Genomic DNA, 24,291 nt, shown 5'->3' on the forward strand with positions numbered 1-24,291 from the left:
GAAAATTGACTTTAAAATGATCCTTATTTTTCGGGAACGTTCCCGAAAAATAAGCTAAAAATGGCTTAGTGTAAAAAATACACTTTATTTTTGAATTTAACATTTTTAATTAATTGATTTTTAGGTAATTAATAATTTAACAATTATTTAACGTGACTTTTAGTTACGTCGAAAAACGATTTTTATGACCGAAAATTATCAACCGAAAAACAGCCCGAAATATATTTTTTAAATAAATTTTGAAATGTCGTTATGGGCTGTAAATTAGTCCTATGTGTAAATCACTATAATATTTAACCAAATTTTTATACTTAAACGAGCTTCAAATATGAGAGTATTTTACCTGTTAAAACAGGGGCTTTTGGTGCTGTTAGTTTTTTCAGCATTAATGGTAAAAGCACAAACCGGATCGGTGTCTGGAAAGGTGCTTGATGAAACCGGCTTGCCATTACCTGGTGCTTCCGTAGTTATTAAGGGAACAACCAGAAGTACAGCAACAGACGCAAATGGCGTTTTTAAACTGGCAGGATTATCGAATGGTTCGGTAACCCTATCGGCTAGTTTTATCGGTTATCAAACCCTCGATAAAACAGTTAGCGTTTCGGCAAATGCTACTGTCGATTTTCAATTGGTGCCCGATGCACAAAAACTTAACGAAGTGGTGGTAATTGGTTACGGTACAGCCGAAAAGAAAAACCTTACGGGATCTATCACTACGGTAAATGCTAAAGATTTTCAAAAAGGTACCATTACTACTCCTGAGCAATTGATTCAGGGTAAAGTAGCCGGGGTTAACATTGTTTCCAACAGTGGTCAGCCAGGTGTGGGTAGCACCATCCGTATCCGTGGCGGTGCATCGCTTAATGCCAGTAACGATCCTTTGGTGGTAATTGATGGAGTGCCATTTAGCGGTAACTCAATTGGCAATGCGCCAAGCCCGTTATCATTGGTAAACCCGAATGATATTGAAACTTTTACCGTTTTAAAAGATGCCAATGCAACGGCCATTTATGGTTCGCGAGCATCAAACGGGGTAATTTTAATTACCACTAAAAAAGGTGCTTCTGGTGCTCCGGTAATTAATTTCAGTACCAACAACTCTATCGCTACGGTAGCTAAAAAAGTAGATATTTTATCATCCGATCAAATCCGCAGTTTTGTAAATGCCAACCCAAATGCTTCTTATGATGATGGTAAGAAATTTACTGCTTTACTAGGCGGTTCAAATACCGACTGGCAGGATGAAATTTATCAGAATGCTTTCTCAACCGATAACAGCTTAAGTATTGCCGGTTCGTTTAAAGGCGTACCTTACCGTGTTTCGGCAGGTTATTTAGATCAGCAAGGACTTTTATTAACCGATCATTTTTCGCGTGGAACAGGTGCTATCAGCATTTCGCCAAAATTATTCCAGGATCACTTAAAAATCGATCTGAACCTGAAAGGTGCTTTAACCGAATCGCATTTTGCCAATTCGGGTGCTGTAGGTTCGGCTATTCAATTCGATCCAACGCAATCGGTAACTGCCAACAATAATTTTGGTAACTATTTCGAATGGTTAAGAAGCGATGGTTCGGTAAACCCGAATGCACCGCGCAACCCGGTAGCTTTAATCAGGCTTAACGATAACAATGGTAAAGCAGAAAGAAGCTTTGGAAATGCACGTTTCGATTATTCTTTCCACTTTTTACCTGAGTTACATGCCAACTTAAATTTAGGTTACGATATTTCTAAAGGTTATGGTTCAGTACGTGTTCCGATTTTTGCGGCACAAAGTGTGGCTACCCAGGGTTCTTACACCCGCTCTTTAAACACAGAAACCAATAAACTTTCTGAGTTTTATTTAAATTATGCCCATACTGCGGCCAGTATTAAAAGCCGTTTCGATGTAACTGCCGGTTACGGTTATTACGACAATTCTAAAACCGGTTATAATTTCCCATCATACAAAGGAACAGGTGAGGTATTGGTAAACCCGGTTTTCCCTTTCTCTACCGATCGCGATAAATTGCTTTCGTACTATGGCAGGTTTATTTATACTTTGGCCGATAAATACATCTTATCTGGTACTTTAAGGGCCGATGCTTCTTCTAAATTCTCAGAGAAAAACCGTTGGGGTTATTTCCCTTCGGCAGCTTTTACCTGGAGAATTTCGAACGAAAACTTCCTGAAAAACAGCGAATCGGTATCTGACCTGAAATTGCGTTTAAGCTACGGACAAACTGGTAATAAAGATGGTATCGGTTATTACGATTATTTGTCTAAATATTACGCTAACAGTAACACTGGTCAGTATCAGATTGGTAATACTTTCTACAATTATTACACACCGGCAGCTTACGATCCTGATTTGAAATGGGAAACTACAACCACTTACAATGCAGGTTTGGATTATGGTTTTATGAAAGGCCGTTTGTACGGAAGTATCGATGTGTACTACAAAAAAACTTCTGATCTGTTAAGCAAAATCAATATTCCGGTTGGTACCAACTTCAACAACGAATTAACCACCAATGTGGGTAATATGGATGTGAGAGGTGCTGAGGCCAGCTTAAATTTCGCAGCTATTAAAACCGAAAATACCAGCTGGGATTTAGGTGTAAATGTTGCCTATAACAAAAGAAAGGTAACCAACCTAACGCTTAACCCTGATCCGGCTTCGAAAGTGGGCGCTGGTGATATTACCGGTGGTACCGGTGTAACCTTAAAATACAATGCAGTTAACCAGATTCCGGGATCATTTTATGTATACAAACAGGTATATAATGCAGATGGCAAACCATTGGAAGGTGTGTATGAAGATTTGAACAAAGATGGTGTAATCAATACCAGCGATCAGTATTTCTACAAAGCTCCTGATCCAAATATTACCCTGGGTTTCAATACTACTTTTTCTTATAAAAAATGGAGTTTTACCACTTCACTTAGGGCAAATTTTGGCAACTATGTGTACGATAACGTTTCTTCAAACTTTGGTATCAGATCGAACATCTTAAGTCCATCGGGTGTAATCAACAACGCATCAACCGATTTCTTATTTACCAATTTCCAGAACAACCAGTTCCTGAGCGATTACTATGTTAAAAATGCTTCGTTCCTGAAAATGGATAATGCAGGTATATCTTACAATGCCGGAAAATTATCTAAAAACGGAAATACAACGTTAAGGATCTCGGCAAACTGCCAGAACGTTTTCACAGTTACAAAATACAATGGAATTGATCCTGAGTTAAGCAGTGGTATCGATTACAACCTGTATCCACGTCCGCGTACTTACACGTTAGGTTTAAATGTTGGTTTTTAATAAAGAGAGAGAAATGAAAAATTCATTTAAAACGATATTGGCATCAGGTATTTTATTGTTGTCATTAAATTCATGCAAAAAAGGAGACCTGAACGTTTTGCCTACCAACGATGTGACTTCGGCAAGCGTTTATGCTACTCCGACAGGTTACAAACAAAGTTTGGTTAAACTGTATGCAACTTATGCATTAACCAGTTCAACCGGGTCTGATAACAGCGATATCGGCGGATTAAACTCTGGTTTCGCAGATTTTTTACGCTTATTCTGGACTTCGCAGGAGCTGGTAACCGATGAGGCTATCTGTGCCTGGGGCGATACCGGTATTCCGGAACTGGATTACGGTACACCAAGTGTAGATAACCAGTTTTTAAGAGGTTTATACTCGAGGAGCATTCTGCAAATCACGGTTTGTAACGAATTTCTTCGCGAAAGCACACCAGAAAAACTGGCCTCGCGCAACATTACCGGCGCAGATGCTACTGCGATTGCAAAATACCGAGCCGAAGCCCGTTTTTTACGTGCTTACCAATATTGGGTATTGTTAGATGCCTTTGGTAACCCTCCATTCGTTACCGAAAACGATGATATTGGTAAAGTTGCCCCAAAACAAATTCAGAGAGCTGCCCTGTTTTCTTATGTAGAATCAGAGCTTAAAGCCATCGAAGGTGATTTGGCCGATCCGCGTACCAATGAGTATGGCCGTGCCGATAAAGGCGCCGATTGGGCTTTACTGGCCAGGTTATACCTGAATGCACAAGTATATACCGGTACTGCAAAATATACTGAAGCCATTACTTATTCAAGCAAAGTAATTGCAGCCGGTTATAGCTTAAAAGCCAATTACATGGATCTTTTTAAAGCAGATAACAACATCAACAATACCGAAAATATCCTCACAATTAATTATGATGGGGTAAACGGAACCAATTATGGTGGTACTACTTTTTTAATCAATGCTGGTATTAATGCCGATATGGGAACAGCATCGTACGGTGTGCCAAACGGTGGCTGGGGCGGTAACAGAACCCGTCAGAATTTGCCTGCGCTATTTCCTGATGCCAATGGCAGCGCCGATAAACGTGGTACTTTCTTTGGAGCAAAAAGTGCAGTAGATGAAATTGGTGTATTTACCGACGGTTTGCGCGTAACCAAATTCAAAAACGTAACCTCAACTGGTGTAACACCTGCATCATTAAACGGTACTTTCAGCTCGCTTGATTTTGCCTTATTCCGTTTGGCAGAGCAATATTTAATTTATGGCGAAGCTGTAGCCCGTGGTGGTTCTGGTGGTAATGCTGCTCTGGCATTAACTTATGTAAATGCTTTGCGTCAGCGTGCTTATGGCAATGCCAATGGCAATGTTACTGCAGCTGCTTTAACGGTAGATTTTTACCTGGATGAGCGTGCCCGTGAGTTATATTGGGAAGGTCACCGCCGTACAGATTTGGTACGTTACGGTAAATTTGCCGGTTCTACTTACCTATGGCCATTTAAAGGTGGCGTTAAGGCCGGAACCTCAATTCCAGCCTACCGCAACATTTACCCGATTCCGGCAGCAGATTTAATTGCCAATCCGAATCTGGTTCAAAACACAGGTTATTAATCTTCATATTTAATAAGAGATGAAATCAATATTTTTCAAAACCTTAGCCTTTTGCTTCCTGGCTTTATCGCTTTGGTCGTGCAAAAAAGATGAAACCCAAACGGTTTCGGTGGTTGGAGCAGCAGGAACATTAACTGCTTCTACAACTGCATTGAATTTGGTACAAGCCAATGGTGCGCAGGCAGCGTTAACATTAAGCTACCCTTTGGCTACTTCAACCGGTTATGTGGTGCCGGTAAATACTACCTTACAGTTTGCTTTAAAGGGTACCAACTTTGCAGCCCCAAAAGAGGTAGTAGTTACCACCAAAACTTATTCGCCAACCGTAACCGAAATCAACAACATGATTTTAGCCTTAGGCGGCAAAGTTAAAGAGCCTGCCCAGATAGAAGTACGTTTAAAATCTGGAGCTGCAGTAAACGATTTAACTTATTCGAATATCATTACCTTAAGTGCTACGCCTTATTTAGCCTCAGCATGGATTTATGTGCCAGGTGCTTATCAGGGCTGGGACCCGGCAACAGCTGATAGCTTAGTTTCTTTATCCAGTGATGGCGTTTATACTGGCATGATTGCCTATACTGCCGGAAATCTGGAATTTAAAATTACACCAGCCAAGAAATGGGATGTTGCCTATGGCGATGCCGGATCGGGGAGTATCAGTGCTTCTGCAGGAGCCAACTTAAAAGCACCTGATGCTGTTGTAAAACAGGTTACTGTTGATCTGAATAAAAAAACATTAACTTTTTCTACACCAAAAGAATGGTCAATTATTGGCGATGCAACAGCTGGTGGCTGGGGTAATGATACCGATATGAAAGTAACCAACGATGGTAAATCTAACTTTTACACCATTAAAGCAACTTTAACTACAGGAGCTTTTAAATTCAGGTTTGGTCACGACTGGACCACAAATCTTGGTGGTAGTTTAACCGCTTTAACCGCTGGAGGCGATAATATTGCCGTAACAACAGCCGGTACCTATACTATTACTTTAGATGTAGCGGCCAAAAAAGCCACTATGGTTAAAAATTAATCATTAACTAAAATCGCCCTGTGAAGATCGTTTTGATCTTTGCAGGGTTTTTTAACCTTTTAAAGTTTAAGCATGATCAGATTTCTTACCTCAGCTATTTTTTCTTCCGTTCTTTCTTTAAATAAAAATGCTCAAACTAAAATCCAGTCTAAAACCAAATCGACCGGATTAAAAAAAATATTCATTATCCTGGTGCTGCTATTGTCGGGTACCAGCCTCTTTGCCCAAAAATTAGAACGTATTGAACCCATGTTCTGGTTTACCGGCATGCAAAACCCTAAATTACAATTACTGGTACATGGCGATCAGATTGCCCGTTCAACAGTAACCTTAAATTATCCTGGCGTTAAACTCGTTAAGGTAAATAAAGTAGAAAATCCAAATTACCTTTTCCTTGATTTAAGCCTTTCGGCAACCGTAAAACCGGGAACGTTCCCAATTAATTTTCTCGTAAACGGCAAAAAAATATTCAGTTACAGCTACGAATTAAAAAAACGCGATAAAAGCGCAGGCCGGATTCAGGGCGTAACACAAAAAGATTTCATTTACCTGTTAATGCCCGATCGCTTCGCCAATGGCGATAAAAGCAATGATGTGGTGAAGGGTTTAAATGAAACCGCTTTAAACCGCGATAGCATGTACTACCGCCATGGCGGCGATATACAAGGGGTAATGAACCACCTCGATTACCTGAAAGATTTAGGCGTAACTACCGTTTGGATGACCCCGGAGGTAGAAAACGACATGGCTCAGGCTTCTTATCATGGCTATGCCGTAACCGATCACTATAAAATCGATCCGCGTTATGGCACGAATGCGCTTTACAAACAATATGTAGAGGCTGCCCATGCCAAAGGCATGAAAGTGATTAAAGATATTGTACACAACCACATTGGTACCCAGCACTGGTTTTATAAAGATTTACCGATGAAAAGCTGGTTAAACCAATGGCCAAAATATACCCAAACCAGTTACCGCGATCAAACCGTAATGGATACCCATGCCGCTACTGCCGATCGCAAGCAAATGCTGAATGGCTGGTTTGTACCTTCAATGCCTGATTTGAACGAGCAGAATCCTTATGTACAAAATTACCTGACCCAAAATCACATCTGGTGGATTGAATATGCAGGTATCGACGGACTGCGTTTAGATACTTATCCTTACAACGACCCGGCTTACATGGCCGATTGGGCAATTAAAATTAAAGCCGAGTTTCCTAGGCTGTCGATTTTTGGCGAAACCTTTGTAAACGGCGTTGCTAACCAGGCCTTTTTTACACAGGGCAATACCGTAAACCGTGGTTTCGATACACATTTGCCCGGCATTACCGATATGGCCGTTAAAGATGCCATTTACGAAGCTTTAAACGGCAAAAACGGCTGGACAGATGGCATTAACCGTTTATACGATGTAGTTGCGCACGACTTTTTATATCAGGACCCAACCCGCAATTGCATTGCACTCGATAACCACGATATGAGTCGCTTTTACTCGGTAGTAAACGAAGATTTCGATAAATATAAAATGGGGATGGCCATCTTATTAACCATGCGCGGTATCCCACAGATGTACTATGGCACCGAAATTCTGATGAAAAACTTCTCCAATCCGGATGGTCTCGTACGTTCTGATTTTCCAGGTGGATGGGAAGGAGACAAAAAAGATAAGTTCGTGGCCGATGGTCGCACAGCAAAAGAAAACGAAGCTTTCAATTTTGTTAGAACGCTGGCCAATTTCCGTAAAAATAGCGCAGCCCTGCAAAACGGAAAGCTGATGCAGTTTGTACCACAGGATGATGTGTATGTGTATTTCCGCTACAATGCCGAACCAAAAGGCGCTGTAATGGTTATTGTAAACAACACAGAAAAAGAGAAATCATTAAACACCGATCGCTTCGCCGAAAGAACAACTGGCATTACAACTGCTAAAAATGTAATCTCCGGAGAGAACATCGATTTTAAAAACATTAAAGTGCCTGCCAAGACAACGTTGGTACTCGAATTAAATTAATTTATTGCCGTCGACTTCAGTCTACGGCCAGAAATAGAAAGATGCAAGAAAATCTCAAATCTCAAATCTCAGGTCTCAAATCTCAAATAAAGGCATGTCTCTTCGACCTTGACGGTGTGTTGGTTGATACCGCTGTTTACCACTATCAGGCCTGGAAACGTTTGGCCAATACCATGGGTTTCGATTTTACCGAAGCGCAGAACGAACAGTTGAAAGGGGTAAGCAGAGTAGAGAGTTTAAATAAGATTTTAGCCTGGGGTGGAGTAACCAAAACCGATGCCGAGAAAGAAGAACTGGCTACTTTAAAAAATAGCTGGTATGTAGATATGATCACCAAAATGACTCCATCAGAGGTTTTGCCGGGCACGGTCGAATTCCTTACAGCCATCCATGAGACGGGTTATAAACTGGCATTGGGCTCTGCAAGTAAAAACTCCGCAACGATATTAGAAAGAACGCAACTGGCGCATTTCTTTGATGAAATTGTAGATGGTAATATGGTTACCAAATCCAAACCAGATCCCGAAGTTTTTTTAAAAGGCGCAGCACTTTTAGGTTTCAAACCAGAAGAATGCGTGGTATTTGAAGATGCCGTAGCTGGTGTAGAAGCTGCCAAAAGAGGAGGAATGAAAGCCATTGGAATTGGTGAAAAAAGCGTGCTTACCGAAGCTGACAAGGTAGTAAGCGGATTAGACAAATTAACAGTAAAGGATTTAGAAGAATTGTAAAGGAGCAGCAAGTAAGTAGCAAGTATCAAGTTGTGGATTTATCTTGATACCTAATACCAATTACTTGATACTAACTACTTGATACTAGAAAATGAAAAATTACATTAAAGCAGATGAGTGGAACATTATCGAAGAAGGTTTTGATCCACATTTAAATAAAATTTCGGAAAGTATTTTCAGTTTAGGTAATGGCCGCATGGGGCAACGTGCCAACTTTGAAGAAACTTACACCGGCGAAACCCTGTTGGGTAACTATGTAGCAGGCGTGTATTATCCCGATAAAACCCGCGTGGGCTGGTGGAAAAACGGTTACCCTGAATATTTTGCCAAAGTTTTAAATGCAGCAAACTGGGTAGGTATCGAAGTTAAAATCGAGGATGAAGTACTTGATTTGGCTATTGCAGAGGTGAGCGATTTTAAACGGGTATTGAATATGCACGAAGGATACCTGGAGCGTACTTTCACTGCTAAATTAAAAAGCGGCAAAACGGTTAAAGTTAAATCTACCCGTTTTTGCAGCATTGCCGATGATGAAGTAGGGGCAATCCGTTACAGCATTACACCTTTAAATTTCGATGGAAACTTAACTTTAACTCCCTTTATTGATGGCGATGTTAAAAATCAGGATAGCAATTACGATGAAAAATTCTGGGATGAGGTAACAACCCAGAGTTCAGCAGTTGAAGCTTATATTCAGCTAAGAACCAAGAAAACCGAATTTGAAGTTTGCACCGGAAGCCATATTCAGGTTTACCAAAACGGCAAACCGTTAGCAATTGATACTACAGAAGTACGCAAAGAGAAATTTGTAGGTCAAACTTTTGCAGTAGCGGTTAAAACAAATGAAGAAGTAACGCTGATTAAAATCGCGGCGAATTTATCTTCCGAAAATTATCCCAAAGAAGCACTTTTAAAAGAAACCCAATCGGTTATTTCCAGCGCTGTAGCTAAAGGTTTCGATACCTTATTGCAGGAGCAAGCCGCGGCATGGGCTACCAAATGGGAAGAAAGCGATATCGTGATTGAAGGCGATGTAGCTGCCCAGCAGGCTATCCGTTTCAATATTTTTCAATTGTTTCAAACCTATACCGGTAAAGATGACCGGCTAAACATTGGGCCAAAAGGATTTACAGGCGAGAAATACGGAGGCTCTACTTACTGGGATACCGAAGCCTACTGCGTGCCTTTTTATCTGGCAACCGCTCCACAGGAAGTGAGCAAAAACCTGTTGGTTTACCGCCACAAGCAATTGGGCAAAGCCATAGAAAATGCAGCTAAATTAGGTTTCAAAGATGGAGCAGCATTATATCCGATGGTAACCATGAACGGGGAAGAATGCCATAACGAATGGGAAATTACCTTCGAAGAAATACACCGCAACGGTGCCATTGCTTTTGCCATTTACAACTACATCCGTTACACCGGTGATGAAAGTTACCTGGCCGATTACGGTTTGGAAGTACTCATCGGCATTGCCCGTTTCTGGAAACAACGCGTTAACTGGAGCAATGAAAAACAGCAATATGTAATGCTTGGCGTAACCGGACCTAACGAATACGAGAATAACGTAAACAACAACTGGTACACCAATTTACTGGCTACCTGGTGCATGAAATATGCTACCGAAGCTGCTGAAATTGTACAAAAACAACAACCAGAAAAATACAATAGCTTGGTTAAAAGCTTAAATTTCGATCAGAAAGAATTTGCCGATTGGGCCGATATTATCGAAAAGATGTACTATCCGGAAGATAAAGCGCAGGGTATTTTCTTACAGCAGGATGGTTATCTGGATAAAGAGCAGATTTTGGTTAAAGATTTACCGGCAAGCGAGAGACCAATTAACCAGAAATGGAGCTGGGATCGCATATTACGTTCGTGCTTTATTAAACAGGCCGATGTTTTACAGGGATTGTATTTCTTTGAAGAAGATTACGATTTAGAAACCATTAGGAGAAACTTCGATTTCTACGAACCGCGTACCGTTCACGAAAGTTCTTTATCACCTTGTGTGCATAGCATTTTGGCTGCCAAATTAAATGATGAAGCACGTGCTTACGAATTTTATCTGCGTACCGCCCGTTTAGATCTCGACGATTATAACAATGATACCGAAGACGGATTGCACATTACCTCTATGGCAGGTACCTGGATGAGTGTTGTAGAAGGCTTTGCAGGTATGCGTGTACGCAATGGTAAATTGCAGTTTAATCCATTCTTACCTGGCAAATGGAAATCATTTTCGTTTACCATTGGTTTCAGAGGAGCTACCTTAAAGATTAATATTGCAGCAAACGGCATAAACATTAAAAATAACAGCACTGTAGACTTAGAAATCGGTATCAGAAACCAGTTTTATCAATTGGATGGAAATGCCGAAATTGAAGTAAATAACACCGCGTTGGTATGATTCTAGCTGTAAAACGTAAAATGGAAAATGTATCTTTCTCAATGATCCGTCATTGCGAGGAGGAACGACGAAGCAATCTCACTAGGATAGCACGCTTTGTGTCAATTCTATTTTTACTAATTTCATCATCATCCTTTGCACAAAAACAGCCCCGAAAAATGAACGATAAACAAATCGTTATCTATCAGTTACTGCCCCGTTTATTCGGGAATAAAAATACGACCAATATCCCTTACGGCACCATTCAGCAAAATGGTTCGGGTAAGTTTAACGATATTACCGATAACGCTTTGGATGGGATTAAAGAACTGCATGTAAACTATATTTGGTATACCGGTGCAATTGCGCATGCCAGCTTAACCGATTATTCGGCCTACGGAATCAAGGTAGATGATGCCGATGTGGTGAAAGGAAGGGCAGGGTCGCCTTATGCCATCCGCGATTATTACGATGTAGATCCCGATTTGGCTGTCGATGTTAAAAACCGCATGCAGGAGTTTGAAGCGCTGGTAAAAAGAACTCATGCTAAAAACCTGAAAGTGATTATCGATTTTGTACCCAACCACGTGGCGCGGAGTTATCATTCGTATGCCAAACCTAAAAATGTGATTGATTTTGGTGAACAGGATGATGTAACACAGGGTTTTAGTGCGAAAAATGATTTTTACTACATCCCCGGACAAAAATTTCTGGTGCCGCAGCATGAACCTAAACAAACGCCGGTTGCGGCTTTGCAAGATGGAAAGTTTGATGAAAATCCCGCAAAGGCAACGGGTAACAATGTGTTTGTAGCGCAACCCAAATACGACGATTGGTTCGAAACCATTAAGTTAAATTATGGGGTTGATTATCAGAATGGCGAGAAAACTTATTTCGATCCCATCCCACCGGTTTGGTTAAAAATGCGCGATATTTTAATCTATTGGACTCATAAAGGAGTAGATGGTTTCCGTTGCGATATGGCCGAAATGGTGCCCATTGCTTTCTGGAACTGGGTGATTCCGCAAGTTAAAAAGGAAAATCCTGATTTAATTTTCCTGGGCGAAGCCTATAATCCACAGGTTTACAAACAATATTTAGACGAAGGTAAATTCGATTACCTTTACGATAAAGTAGGTTTGTACGATGGCTTAAAAAGGTTAATCAGGAATGAACCGAACGCTGATGTAAAGGAGATCAGTACCGTATGGCAAAAGGAAAGTGCCGGATTTGGCCATCGTATGTTGCGGTTTTTAGAAAACCACGATGAAGAGCGTATTGCTTCATCAGGTTTCGCCGGCAAGGCTGAGCTGGCTTTACCCGCCATGGTGGTTTCGGCAACGCTTGGCGCTGGCCCCGTAATGCTTTATTTCGGTCAGGAAGTTGGCGAGCCGGGAAAAGGAGAAGAGGGTTTTGGTGGCGACGATAACCGCACTACTATTTTCGATTATTGGGGTGTGCCCAACCATCAGCAATGGATGAACGGAGGTGCTTTTGATGGAGGGAAATTAACTGATGATCAAAAGCAGTTAAGGGTTTATTACCAGCAACTGTTAAAGGTAACCACCGGTAGCGACGCTATTGTGCATGGCGATATTTATGAAGTTCCGTTAAGTGGAAATATGAATAACCGCATGTATGCTTTTATCCGTTACTCGGGCAAACAACGTTTGTTGGTAGTGGCTAATTTCGACAGAAACGAAACTTTAACCGCGAACATCGAAATCCCGGATCAGATTTTAAAGGTAAAATCTTCAGCCCCGGTTACCGAGCTGCTGACCAATAAAAAATTAAACATCCCTGCAGGAACGGCTATTCCGGTAAAGGTTGGACCAGTTTCGGCGCAGATAATAGCGTTTTAAAATAATGATGCATTAACCGCTAGAACGTAGAGCGCCATGCGCCATGCGCTTAGCGCTTAGACTAAAGAAAATGAGCTTAAAAACAGTATTTGAGAATCCGAAATTAACACTCGTTCAGATTATCAACATGAGCGTAGGTTTTTTCGGTATCCAGTTTGGTTGGGATCTGCAGCGTGCCAACATGGGCCGTATTTACGAAAACCTTGGTGCCAATCCAGATCAGGTTCCTTTATTGTTTTTAGCAGCCCCTTTAACCGGGCTGTTGGTGCAACCTGTTATTGGCTACCTGAGTGATCGTACCTGGCACCCAAGATGGGGCAGGAGAAGGCCATACTTTCTAATCGGTGCCATTGTAAGCAGTATTGCTTTAATTTTTATGCCACATAGCAGTGTATTGTGGATGGCTGCAGGTTTATTGTGGATTTTGGATGTTTTCGGGAACATTGCCATGGAACCTTTCCGCGCTTTTGTTACCGATAAATTGCCCGATAGCCAGGTTAACCGCGGTTTCATTATGCAAAGCATGATGATTGGTTTAGGTGGGAGCGTAGCCTCAGCCTTACCATGGATCATGAATAATATTTTCCATTTAACCAACACGGCAGAGCAGGGCAGCATTCCGGAAAATGTAAAGTTCTCTTTTTATATCGGTGCATTTTTCTTTTTTGCAGCTGTACTTTGGACAGTCTTTACCACCAAAGAATATCCGCCACAGGATGTTGATTTTAAAGAAAAAGTAAAAGCCAGCAACAAAGGTTTTGGTGGCGGCGCCAAAGAAATTTTTCAGGCCCTGCGCAATATGCCTAAAAGAATGCAGGTAGTTTCGCTGGTTCAGTTTTTTACCTGGCCAGGCTTGTTTTTAATGTGGTTTTATTATACCACGGCGGTTGCAGTTAATGTTTTCGGTGGTAAAGATGCAGCCGATCCGGTTTATGCCCATGGTGCCGATTTTGGTAGCTTAACGCTGGCTTATTATAGTGTGGTAACTTTCCTTTTTGCTTTAATCCTTCCTAAAATAGCTGATGCTTTAGGTCGTAAAACTACGCATGCCCTTTGTTTAATTTGTGGTGCTGTTGGCTTAATCAGTGTGGCCTGGGTGCATGATAAAAATATGTTGTATTTGTGTATGACGGGGGTTGGTATTGCCTGGGCAAGTATCCTTTCTATGCCTTATGCCATGTTAAGCGGTTCCTTACCAAAAGATAAAATTGGTATTTACATGGGTATCTTCAATTTCTTTATTGTACTGCCCGAAATTATAGCATCGCTGGGTTTTGGTTGGCTAATGCGCAATGTGTTAAATAACGACAGGTTACTGGCCGTTCAGTTGGGTGGCGGTTTAATGATTCTGGCAGCTGTAATTTGCTATGTGTTTATCCGCGAAAAGAAAACTGACGAAGTATTGGCCGCTAAACTGGAAGTCGAAGAAAACAGAAGTGTTTAATCAGAATTTAATCCAAAAATAGTCACTGACTAAGTGCAAAATATTAACCACAGAGTCCACCAAGAAAAACACAGAGAAAACGGAGTCCATTTTAAGTCTCAATGTGCTCTGTGAAAACTCTGCGGCCTCGGTGGTAAAACCAACGATAATCTAACCAAATGAAAAAAGTATTTTATCTCTTGCTGTTAGTAGCAGCAACGCATACCGCCTGCAAAAAAGCGGCTACAGATACCCCCGAACCAACACCGGTTAATCAAACAGCCGATTTACCGGCAGGTGCCAAAAATGGCGTGGCCTTTATCAATAATGGCACTTCAGCTATTGTAACCTTGTACGCTCCGGGTAAAACTTCGGTTTCGGTTATTGGCGATTTTAATAACTGGTCAACTACCGCCTCAGTGATGAAAAAAACACCGGATGGCAATACCTGGTGGGTACAAATTGATAACCTTAACCCTGCCACCGAATATGCTTATCAGTTTGTTGTAGATGGAAACCTTAAAGTGGCCGATCCCTATTGTGAAAAGGTGCTCGATCCGGATAACGATCAATATATCGCCGCAACAGTATATCCTAACTTAAAAGCTTATCCAACAGGTAAAACAACTGGTATTGTGAGTACAATGCAGGCTAATCAACCGGTTTATAACTGGAAAAATACCAGCTTTACCCGCCCGGATAAAAACAACCTGGTGATTTACGAATTATTGGTACGCGATTTTACTACCGAACACAGTTATGCATCAACGCTTGCAAAATTGGATTATTTAATTGGCCTGGGGATAAATGCCATTGAGTTAATGCCCGTTAACGAGTTTGAAGGCAATTTAAGCTGGGGCTATAATCCATCTTTTTATTTCGCACCGGATAAATATTATGGTACCAAAACAGCACTGCAAAATTTTATCGATGAGTGCCACGGTCGTGGTATTGCCGTAATTATGGATATGGTTTTAAACCATTCCTTTGGTCAGTCGCCCATGGTACAACTGTATTTTGATGGCGCTAAGCCCACCACTTCGAGTCCCTGGTTTAATGTAGATGCCAAACATCCTTTTAATGTGGGTTATGATTTTAACCACGAAAGTCAGGCCACCAAAAAGTTTTCGAAAGATGTAATGAAATTCTGGATGCAGCAATATAAAATAGATGGTTTCCGTTTCGATTTATCAAAAGGCTTTACCCAAAAGTCTTCAACAGATGATGCGCAGTTTAGGTTGTATGATGCAGGCCGGGTAGCCATCTGGAAAGATTATAACAGTTACATCAAAAGCATCGATCCTAATTTTTATGTGATATTGGAACATTTTGCAGAAGAATCGGAAGAAAAAGTACTGGCGGATGAGGGCATGATGCTTTGGAATAACCTGAACCATGATATGAATGAGGCTACCATGGGCTGGTTAGGCAGTTCTAATTTTCAGTGGGGATTTTATACCAACCATGGTTTTACCAAATCAGAAAACCTCGTGAGCTATGGCGAAAGTCATGATGAAGAGCGCCTGAATTTCAAAAACATCAGCTATGGCAACGGCTTTGGTAGTTATATGATTAAGGGTAATTTGGCTACATCGCTAAAAAGGGAAGAATTGATTGCCGCATTTTTATTTGGTATGCCTGGCCCTAAAATGATTTGGCAGTTTGGCGAACTTGGTTACGATGTAAGCATCGATTTTAACGGACGCACCGGCGATAAACCCATCAAATGGGAATATTTCAGCGATCCAAACCGCAAAGCTTTGTATGATGCTTATGCCAAATTCATCAGGCTAAAAAAGAACAACAGCATTTTTAACTCCACTAATTTTACTTACAACCTGGCCGGAGGGATTAAATACATTAAATTAACTGAAGGCAGCAATACAGTTGTGGTGGTTGGTAATTTTGATGTGATAAACCAAAGCGCCAATATCGATTTTGGTACAGCAGGTACATGGCTAGATGCAGTAGGCAGCAATGTTAGTCTGGCTTCGGGCACTTATACCGCAAACCTGGCACCTGGAGAATACCATATTTTCAGCAAAGTTGCTTTAAAGTAATTACAACCTCGCAGGTTTCTAAAACCTGCGAGGTTTGATGTTAAAAACCTGCGGATTTATTAAGGCGATTGGTAATAATCTTGTTGTTTTTAGTTAATATTGCTTTAACAACAAAGCATCCTAAATGAAAGATAAATTAGCGCATCACTTATTATGGGAACGATTACGTGCCGGCGATAAAGATGCGTTTTTTGATTTGTATGCTGAACTTTATTACCCGCTGGTTAATTTCGGGATTAGGGTCTGTGCCGATGCCGATACCTCAAGCGAAGCTACCGACCAGGTTTTTACCACCATTTGGGAGAAACACGAAACCTTAACCCGGGTCGACAATGTTGAAGCCTATCTTCGTACTTTTTTAAAACGTAAACTGCTGCGGATTCTGGAAAGAAAACGTAAAATCAGTGATGCGCTTTTTAATGCCGGTGCCGATGGCGACTGGATGGAAATGAGCTACGAAGAATTTATTGTTAAAGTACAAAGCGACGAACTGGTGAAACATCAACTTAAAAGTGCTTTAGAAAAACTTACCTTCCGCCAGAAACAGCTCATCCACCTTAAATTTTTTGATGGTTTCAGCTATGAGCAAATTGCCGAGCAAACCAATCAAACCATTAAAACAGCCTACAATACCATCTACGATGCATTAAAAATATTAAGGAAAGAGTTTAAAAGCTAATCCCATGGTTGGTGACTCTAATTCCATGGTTGGTGGCCCACCAACCAGCTAAGACTCTATGCTACCACCATGGCGAATTAAATTTCTTCATTTCCTGTACTTCCAGCGCACATATTTGGTTAGGTTAAAAAAAAGTTAAAATTTTCTTAGGAAAAAGTAAAGCTTTTTGGCACTGTTATATAAAAGGCAAATTAGCATGGTTGATAGAAGTAAATTCAATGCAGAAGACTTCCTTGTGGATAGCACTTTTCAGCAGTATTGTGCTGGAACAGATCCACTATGCATTGGATATTGGGAGAAATACATTAATGCACACCCCGAGCAGGCAGCAGTAATAGCTGAAGCGAAAAGATTATACGTAATACTGAGTGGAAATAAGCGCCCGTTAAACAAACAGCGCGAAAATTTAGCAGAAACCCTGTTTCCGGTAGCAGAAACCGTGAAGCTTAAAAATTACTTATGGCTTAAAATTGCAGCTGCCGTAGTGCTGGTGTTGGGTTCGGTGTTTTTATATCGTACATACCTCAATAAAAGCACTCAAAGTGTAGTGCCAGAGATTTACAGTTTTACCACTAAAGGTGGCGAGCGTAAAAAAATTATGTTGCAGGATGGTACCTCGGTTTTGCTCAATGCAAAAAGTAATTTAACCATTAGTAAAGATTTTAACGATAAATGTCGTGAAGTAACCTTAACCGGAGAGGCTTTTTTTGATGTAGCACACGATAAAGCTAAACCCTTTAAAGTGCACACTACCGATTTTAACATCAATGTACTAGGTACTGCATTTAATGTGAAGGCTTACGCTGATGAAATTACTTCGGAAGCCACCTTGATTCGTGGTTTGATTACCATGGAGGCTACGACTGGGAATGGTGGTATCATTACCTTAAAACCAAGTCAGAAGGTAACCTTTTATAAAACAATTGCACAAAAGCAGCCCGCTAAACTGGTTAAACCCACTGCACCAAAGCCCGAAATTACCATTAACCATTATACCAAGATTAAGGATAGTACCATTGTAGAAACGGCCTGGACCCAGAACCGCATTGAGATTTACGACCAGGACTTCGATGAAATTAAAAACATCCTCGAAAAATGGTACAACGTAGAAATCAGGTTTAAAAATCCAGAGATTGAAAAATACCGCTTTACGGCAACCATTACCAACGAGACAATAGCTGAAGTTTTACAAGCATTACAACAAACCGAAAACAATTTTAAATATGAGATAAAAGGAAAAAAGATCACCATTTCGAAATAGGAACAAAAAAGGACGGTGTTGGAGCACCGCCCTTATAGGTTTCCTTCTTGATTAATTAATGGCAGTTTATGCGCAAACAGATTGCTGCCAATAACTTATGCAACCAAAAAAAACAAAAATATGATTAATTATTACTTACTGCAAGGGCATCCGAGATACCGGAGGCTTTTAAAATTCATTATGCTAATGAAACTAGCCTGTATTATGGTTTTCATTACCTGCCTTAATGTTTCAGCATCTGTTTTTTCCCAGGAAAAAATTTCATTAGATGTGAAGAAAACAAAGCTGGCAAAGGTGTTACAAATTATTGAACAGCAAAGCAGTTACCATTTTGTTTACAGCTCTTCTTATGTGCCGGTAAACCGGGATGTAAGCATTACTGTAACCAATACTTTGGTTACCGATGTGCTGGCAGCCATTTTAAACAGAACGAACCTGAAATATTCTGTTTCTGATGGCGGTTTAATTGTCATTAGCAAAAATAAAGAAGTACCAATTACAGGAACCGTTAAAGATGCTCTTGGAGGTGCTTTACCCGGTGCCAGTGTACGTGTAAAAGGAACGGGTATTGGAACTTCTACCGATGTAAACGGTAAGTTTGCCTTAAATGCACCCGAAAATGCTATTCTGGTAGTTTCTTATGCAGGTTTTCAAACCAAAGAAATTGCAATCAGTACCAAAACCGTTATCGATATTGTACTTACCGAAGATACCAAGCAATTAACAGATGTAGTGGTTACGGCTTTAGGTATCAAGAAAGAAAGAAGAGCTTTAGGATATTCGGTAACACAGGTAGGTGGCGAAACACTTACACAAGCCAGAGAAAACAGCGTACTAAACTCGCTGGTAGGTAAAGTTGCCGGTTTAGATGTGAGTTCAACATCTGGTGGTGCGGGTGCGGCAACCAGTGTAATTATCCGCGGCGTTTCCAGTTTAGGTCAAAGTAGTCAGCCACTATATGTAATTAATGGTATCCCTATGGAGAGTGAGCCTGTTGGCCGCTTCAATGCCAATTCTGTTGGTAACAATGGCGGGCAATATGATAATGCTCCCGATCGTGGCGATGCCATCGGTAATTTAAATCCCGATGATATCGAAAGCATTTCGGTTTTAAAAGGAGCCGCCGCCGCAGCATTGTATGGGTATCGTGCTAAATCAGGAGTAATTTTAATCACCACCAAAAGTGGCAAAGGCAACAGTATCGAATTTAACAGTAACTATGTGGCTGAGCAGATTATGGACCGCACCAACTGGCAGTATGTTTATGGTCAGGGGGTAAACGGGCAAAAACCGGCTACACAACTTGCAGCAGCTTCAACAGGTGGTTCCAGCTGGGGTGCACGACTGGATGGTTCGAACGTGGTGCAGTTTGATGGGGTAAGCAGGCCTTATTCTGCTCAACAAGATAACATCGAAGATTTTTACAAAACCGGTAATAGCTTTACCAATACCCTGGCTTTAAATAAAACCTTTACAGGCGGAGTAATCCGCGTTTCAGGCAGCGACTTGCACAACAACTCAGTAGTGCCCAATTCAGGTTTAAACAGACAGAACTTTACTTTGTCGAGTACTTTCGATCCGATAAAAAACCTCGTAGTTGATGCCCGTTTCAATTACATTTTAGAACAGGCTAAAAACCGGCCGATGGTTTCGGATGGAGCGGGTAATGCCAATTACAATGCTGCATTTTTGCCAACCAGTGTAAACATTAACGATTTAAAACCCTGGAAAAATGATAAAGGAAACGAAATCCTGTACAATACAGGTAACCCTTATGCTACTAATCCATGGTTTGCAGCTTACGAATTTATCCACAACACCAAAAAAGAGCGTTTGTTAAGCTCGGCCAATGCCAAATATACCTTTGATAACGGACTGTTTTTACAGGCAAGGGCTGGGAGAGATGCCTACAATGAAACTTATCTGGGCGTAACCCCTTCCGGAACTGCTTACGATGCAGATGGTGGTTTTACCGAACAATTAACAAATTTTTCTGATATTAATGTAGACGGATTGATCGGTAAATCGTTCAAAATTGACGATTTCGCAATTACCCCTAATATTGGTGCCAGTTACCGCCGCACCAAATTAACGCAAACAACCAATCAGGGTGGCTCTTTCCAGATCCCTGGCATCTATACTTTATCCAATACCGGCGGAAAAACCGTTAGTGTGGTACAAAGTGATCAGGAAACACAATCTGTTTACGGTACTTTAGAATTAACCTATAAAGATATCTTCTATTTAACTGCTAGCGGCAGAAGCGACTGGTTTTCTACCCTGGCCACACCCGGAAAAGACAATAAATTAAGTGTGTTTTATCCGGCCATTAGTGGTTCATTTGTATTCTCTGAACTATGGAAACCATCTTTCTTAAGCTTTGGTAAATTAAGGGCAGGTTATGCTGTTGTGGGTCAGGGGGCCTTGCCATTTAAAACACAATTGTACTATAACCTGCGTAGCGAAACCGTTAACGGAAGTCCGATTGGTAATATTGTAAATCCGTCTATCCCAAATGCTTCATTGTTTGCTTCTAAAGCAAAAGAACTAGAAATTGGTACGGAGATGCGCTTCTTTGGCGACAGGTTAAATGTTGATTTTACCTGGTACAATAAAAAATCGAGCGATGAAATTCTGGATGTACCCACCTCAACCACTACAGGTTACAATGGCGCTACTTTAAACATTGGCGAACTGCAGAACAAGGGTATTGAAGCTTTAATTTCTGGCGTAGTGCTAAAAAATAAAGATTTTAGCTGGACATCCAGTTTAAACGGATCATACAACGATAATAAGGTAATTACACTGGCACCTGGTACGGCTTCACAATTGCTGGCCACTTCAAGAAGTAATGTTGGTTTTTTACAAAACATTGCAGGCTTGCCTGTAGGCCAGGTAATGGCTTACGATTTTAAATACGATGCCAGCGGAAACATTGTTAAAGATGCCAATGGTGCTCCTGAAAGAGGCGAACTTAAAGCTTATGGTTCTGCCTACAGTAAATGGAGTGCAGGCTGGAACAACGAATTTAATTACAAAGGGGTAAACCTTTCATTTTTAATAGATGGTAAATGGGGAGGTAAAATCTTCTCGGCAACCGATTATTATGGCTATGTTTTCGGACTGCACCAGGCTACTTTAGAAAACCGCGATGCCCTGGGTATTAACGCTGCCAATTATTACACCACCTATGCCAACAATGTTTCAAAACAATTTGTACAGGATGCCAGCTTTGTAAAATTCAGGCAGGTAATATTGGGCTATAATTTCCCGGCCAAAATGTTTAACAATAAGATCAAAGGCCTCAATTTAAGTTTTGTTGGGCGTAACTTATTCATCATCATGAAAAAGACAGATAACATCGATCCCGAATCGAGTTACAATGCCACTTTTCCGGGGATGGAGTTGGGTGGTGTGCCACCCGTACGTACCTATGGTTTAAATTTAAGTGTTAAGTTATAATCCTTTAAACGAATTGAAAATGAAAACGATCCTAAAATTATACGTACCACTTATTTTATCCGGATTAACCCTGATAACAGGTTGTACCAAAGACTTCGAAAAAATTAATACAGACCCGGTTTCGGTCGGACAAGACCAATATAATCCCAATTATTTATTATCAACCGCCCAGTTAAATTATACCGGAAGCATCGATTTTGCTTACGAAACCTGGAGGGGCAATTTAATTTATGCCTCTACCATGATGCAGGGCATGTCATCGGTAATTGGTTATTGGGCAGGAGATAAATATCTGCTGAACGAAGGTTACACCGCAGCCTACTGGGAAAAAGCCTATCCCGATCAGGTAAAATATGCGGCCGATCTGGTAGAATTTACAAAAGGCAAAGCACAATACAATAACGTTTATCAGATGGGCAGGATCTGGAAAGCCTTAATTTTTGAACGTTTAACCGATTTATATGGCGATGTACCTTATTTTGATGCAGGTAAAGGCTATTATACCGGCAATTTATATCCGAAATACGATGCACAACAAGCCATTTATACCGATTTATTAAAAGAAGTGGATGAAGCCAGCAATGCTTTAAATGCAAGTGGCGATGCGGTAACCGGCGATTTGGTTTTTGCGGGCGATATTGCTAAATGGAAACGTTTTGGCAACAGCTTAATGTTGCGGATGGCCATGAGGCTAACCAAAGCTGATGCAACCCTTGCGCAAACTTACATCAATAAAGCGGTGGGTAAAACCATGACAAGCGATGCTGATAATGCTTTTTTCAAGCATGATGTTAATGGTAGTCGTGTTACCCAGAACAGAAATGCCCAGGTATTATTGGGCGATGGCGGTCAGGAGAACTTTTACACCCGCTGGAGCAGTACTTTTATCAACTACCTGAAAACAAATAACGATCCGCGCCTAAGTAAAGTAGCTGTAACCAAGTTGTATTTAACTGATGCCACTAAAGATCAGAACCCGGCTTACATTACTACAGCAGCTGTGCAAAAAGGAATGCCTAATGGTAAAGATTTGAGTGGCATTGCCGGCAGGGATGTTCGTCAGGACCCATCATATACCGATTTTACAGATTATTCTTCGCCGAACCCCGGCATGCTGAAAAGGAATGGGAATACCTTTATTCTTACTTATGCAGAAACCGAACTGCTTTGGGCAGAAGCTGCACAACGTTATGGTATTGGTGGCTCAGCTGCTACGCACTATAACGCCGGGGTAACCTCGGCCATGACTTATCTATCCCAATACGATGCAGCCATGGCAGTTAATGCATCCGATGCTGCGGCCTACCTTACTGCACATCCTTACGTTCCTGCAAATGGTTTAGATATGATTGCCACTCAATATTGGGCACATACCATTACTATGCTCGATTTTTACGAAACCTGGTCTAACTGGAGAAGAACGGGATTACCTGTGCTGGTACCTGTTGTATATCCGAATAACAATACGGGTGGCTCCATTCCCCGTCGGTTCCCTTATCCGCTTTTTGAAGGTGTATCTAACGCTACCAATTATAAAGCTGCATCAGCAGCCGTTCCTGGCGGAGATAAACTGGTAGGTAAGGTATGGTGGGATAAATAAAACAAATCATCCCTTTTTTACTGACCGGCATTGCTAAAAGCAGTGTCGGTTTTTTTGTGCCATTGAATTAGATTATACCGGAAACGACTACAGATGCTCAGGAAGGGTTTTAAGAAAATGGTCAAACGTTTGTGCTGTGCCTGTTTCTTTACTCCTTATTTTAGCGTAACCAGAACAGTATTCCTGTAGTATTAAGTAGTGGCGTATATCGGGTTTGGTTTATTTTTGCGTGTTTTTATGTTGTTGTTAATCAAACGTTTGTGCTTAATTTGTTGGCGCTACCTCAATGCCAATGTTTTACCTTAGTTTACAGGGCTCAGGTTAATACTTCAGGTTATTGCATAATAAAAAAAGCAGCTATACTCTTGTACTTCACCTAAACCTTCAATTAAAATCTTAAACTTTAACCCTATTTAAAAATGAAAAAAGTAATCGGTTTATTGGCTCCCGTACTGGTTTTTACGGTTGGTTTGTTCAGTAGTTTTACCCCCGAAAAGGTAAAAGCTTCAACTCAGAAGTTTACGCCGCCGGGAGTAATTACGGTAACCAAGAATTTTACTACAAGTAATGGCTTGCCCGCGGTGGCTACGCTTCAATACACTTCAGGTCAGGTGTATTCGAGTATTACCATAACTATTCAGGGCGAAGGTAATGTGCCGTTAACATCGGTATCTCACTCATCTGGACCTATCTACGCTGATCGTTTTGAAGGCTATAAAGCAGGTAGTTATTACGAATATTTTGCCGATGTACTGGTAACCGGAAACCAAACCATAGGCTGGCAAATTTCAGATGTAAGTGTTGAAGCTGTGGTAATTTAATATTGCTTTGAATAAAGAACTACTGCTAAACATGGCGGTTTTTTGCGGGC

Annotated in this window: 14 protein-coding genes; all 14 read left to right on the forward strand. The window is 41.0% G+C overall.

Features of this window, described 5'->3' with window-relative positions:
- Positions 1-328 precede the first annotated feature (328 nt).
- The 14 genes from OC25_RS19145 (at position 329) to OC25_RS19210 (ending at position 24,241) form a co-directional block, all read left to right on the forward strand.
- Positions 329-3,304 (forward strand): SusC/RagA family TonB-linked outer membrane protein, encoded by a 2,976-nt coding sequence (locus OC25_RS19145; protein ID WP_039479418.1) that lies wholly within the window; start codon positions 329-331, stop codon positions 3,302-3,304.
- A 13-nt stretch (positions 3,305-3,317) separates the two neighbouring features.
- On the forward strand, positions 3,318-4,907 hold the full coding sequence (locus tag OC25_RS19150) for a RagB/SusD family nutrient uptake outer membrane protein (RefSeq protein WP_039479566.1): 1,590 nt from the start codon (positions 3,318-3,320) through the stop codon (positions 4,905-4,907).
- A gap of 19 nt (positions 4,908-4,926) precedes the next feature.
- On the forward strand, positions 4,927-5,943 hold the full coding sequence (locus OC25_RS19155) for a SusE domain-containing protein (protein ID WP_039479421.1): 1,017 nt from the start codon (positions 4,927-4,929) through the stop codon (positions 5,941-5,943).
- Positions 5,944-6,015: 72 nt separating this feature from the next.
- A complete protein-coding gene (locus OC25_RS19160; RefSeq protein WP_082018657.1) occupies positions 6,016-7,956 on the forward strand; it encodes a glycoside hydrolase family 13 protein in 1,941 nt (646 codons plus the stop codon).
- A gap of 41 nt (positions 7,957-7,997) precedes the next feature.
- Positions 7,998-8,684, forward strand: coding sequence for a beta-phosphoglucomutase (pgmB, locus tag OC25_RS19165; RefSeq protein WP_052266318.1), 687 nt, complete (start codon positions 7,998-8,000; stop codon positions 8,682-8,684).
- Between the two features lie 91 nt (positions 8,685-8,775).
- A complete protein-coding gene (locus tag OC25_RS19170) occupies positions 8,776-11,094 on the forward strand; it encodes a glycoside hydrolase family 65 protein (RefSeq protein ID WP_039479424.1) in 2,319 nt (772 codons plus the stop codon).
- Positions 11,095-11,252: 158 nt separating this feature from the next.
- Positions 11,253-12,935, forward strand: coding sequence for an alpha-amylase family glycosyl hydrolase (locus OC25_RS19175; protein ID WP_245222085.1), 1,683 nt, complete (start codon positions 11,253-11,255; stop codon positions 12,933-12,935).
- Between the two features lie 70 nt (positions 12,936-13,005).
- Positions 13,006-14,379: an MFS transporter gene (locus OC25_RS19180; protein WP_039479429.1), complete on the forward strand. Its 1,374-nt coding sequence runs from the start codon at positions 13,006-13,008 to the stop codon at positions 14,377-14,379.
- 158 nt (positions 14,380-14,537) lie between these two features.
- A complete protein-coding gene (locus OC25_RS19185) occupies positions 14,538-16,418 on the forward strand; it encodes an alpha-amylase family glycosyl hydrolase (RefSeq protein ID WP_039479432.1) in 1,881 nt (626 codons plus the stop codon).
- 124 nt (positions 16,419-16,542) lie between these two features.
- A complete protein-coding gene (locus tag OC25_RS19190; protein WP_039479435.1) occupies positions 16,543-17,097 on the forward strand; it encodes an RNA polymerase sigma factor in 555 nt (184 codons plus the stop codon).
- A 196-nt stretch (positions 17,098-17,293) separates the two neighbouring features.
- Positions 17,294-18,358: a FecR family protein gene (locus OC25_RS19195; protein ID WP_039479437.1), complete on the forward strand. Its 1,065-nt coding sequence runs from the start codon at positions 17,294-17,296 to the stop codon at positions 18,356-18,358.
- A gap of 186 nt (positions 18,359-18,544) precedes the next feature.
- Positions 18,545-21,820: a SusC/RagA family TonB-linked outer membrane protein gene (locus tag OC25_RS19200; RefSeq protein WP_245222087.1), complete on the forward strand. Its 3,276-nt coding sequence runs from the start codon at positions 18,545-18,547 to the stop codon at positions 21,818-21,820.
- Between the two features lie 19 nt (positions 21,821-21,839).
- The gene (locus OC25_RS19205) at positions 21,840-23,420 is read left to right on the forward strand and encodes a SusD/RagB family nutrient-binding outer membrane lipoprotein (protein ID WP_039479575.1); all 1,581 of its coding nucleotides are present in this window, start codon (positions 21,840-21,842) and stop codon (positions 23,418-23,420) included.
- Positions 23,421-23,839: 419 nt separating this feature from the next.
- Entirely contained in the window at positions 23,840-24,241 is a 402-nt protein-coding gene (locus OC25_RS19210; protein ID WP_039479439.1) for a hypothetical protein, read from the forward strand.
- Positions 24,242-24,291: the final 50 nt, after the last annotated feature.

It is taken from the genome of Pedobacter kyungheensis (assembly GCF_000812965.1).
Lineage (GTDB): Bacteria > Bacteroidota > Bacteroidia > Sphingobacteriales > Sphingobacteriaceae > Pedobacter > Pedobacter kyungheensis.

Excerpts from the sequence above, each read along its gene's own strand:
- OC25_RS19145 (WP_039479418.1), top strand. The coding sequence starts at position 329 with ATGAGAGTATTTTACCTGTTAAAACAGGGGCTTTTGGTGCTGTTAGTT.
- OC25_RS19150 (WP_039479566.1), top strand. The coding sequence starts at position 3,318 with ATGAAAAATTCATTTAAAACGATATTGGCATCAGGTATTTTATTGTTG.
- OC25_RS19155 (WP_039479421.1), top strand. The coding sequence starts at position 4,927 with ATGAAATCAATATTTTTCAAAACCTTAGCCTTTTGCTTCCTGGCTTTA.
- OC25_RS19160 (WP_082018657.1), top strand. The coding sequence starts at position 6,016 with ATGATCAGATTTCTTACCTCAGCTATTTTTTCTTCCGTTCTTTCTTTA.
- pgmB (WP_052266318.1), top strand. The coding sequence starts at position 7,998 with ATGCAAGAAAATCTCAAATCTCAAATCTCAGGTCTCAAATCTCAAATA.
- OC25_RS19170 (WP_039479424.1), top strand. The coding sequence starts at position 8,776 with ATGAAAAATTACATTAAAGCAGATGAGTGGAACATTATCGAAGAAGGT.
- OC25_RS19175 (WP_245222085.1), top strand. The coding sequence starts at position 11,253 with ATGAACGATAAACAAATCGTTATCTATCAGTTACTGCCCCGTTTATTC.
- OC25_RS19180 (WP_039479429.1), top strand. The coding sequence starts at position 13,006 with ATGAGCTTAAAAACAGTATTTGAGAATCCGAAATTAACACTCGTTCAG.
- OC25_RS19185 (WP_039479432.1), top strand. The coding sequence starts at position 14,538 with ATGAAAAAAGTATTTTATCTCTTGCTGTTAGTAGCAGCAACGCATACC.
- OC25_RS19190 (WP_039479435.1), top strand. The coding sequence starts at position 16,543 with ATGAAAGATAAATTAGCGCATCACTTATTATGGGAACGATTACGTGCC.
- OC25_RS19195 (WP_039479437.1), top strand. The coding sequence starts at position 17,294 with ATGGTTGATAGAAGTAAATTCAATGCAGAAGACTTCCTTGTGGATAGC.
- OC25_RS19200 (WP_245222087.1), top strand. The coding sequence starts at position 18,545 with ATGAAACTAGCCTGTATTATGGTTTTCATTACCTGCCTTAATGTTTCA.
- OC25_RS19205 (WP_039479575.1), top strand. The coding sequence starts at position 21,840 with ATGAAAACGATCCTAAAATTATACGTACCACTTATTTTATCCGGATTA.
- OC25_RS19210 (WP_039479439.1), top strand. The coding sequence starts at position 23,840 with ATGAAAAAAGTAATCGGTTTATTGGCTCCCGTACTGGTTTTTACGGTT.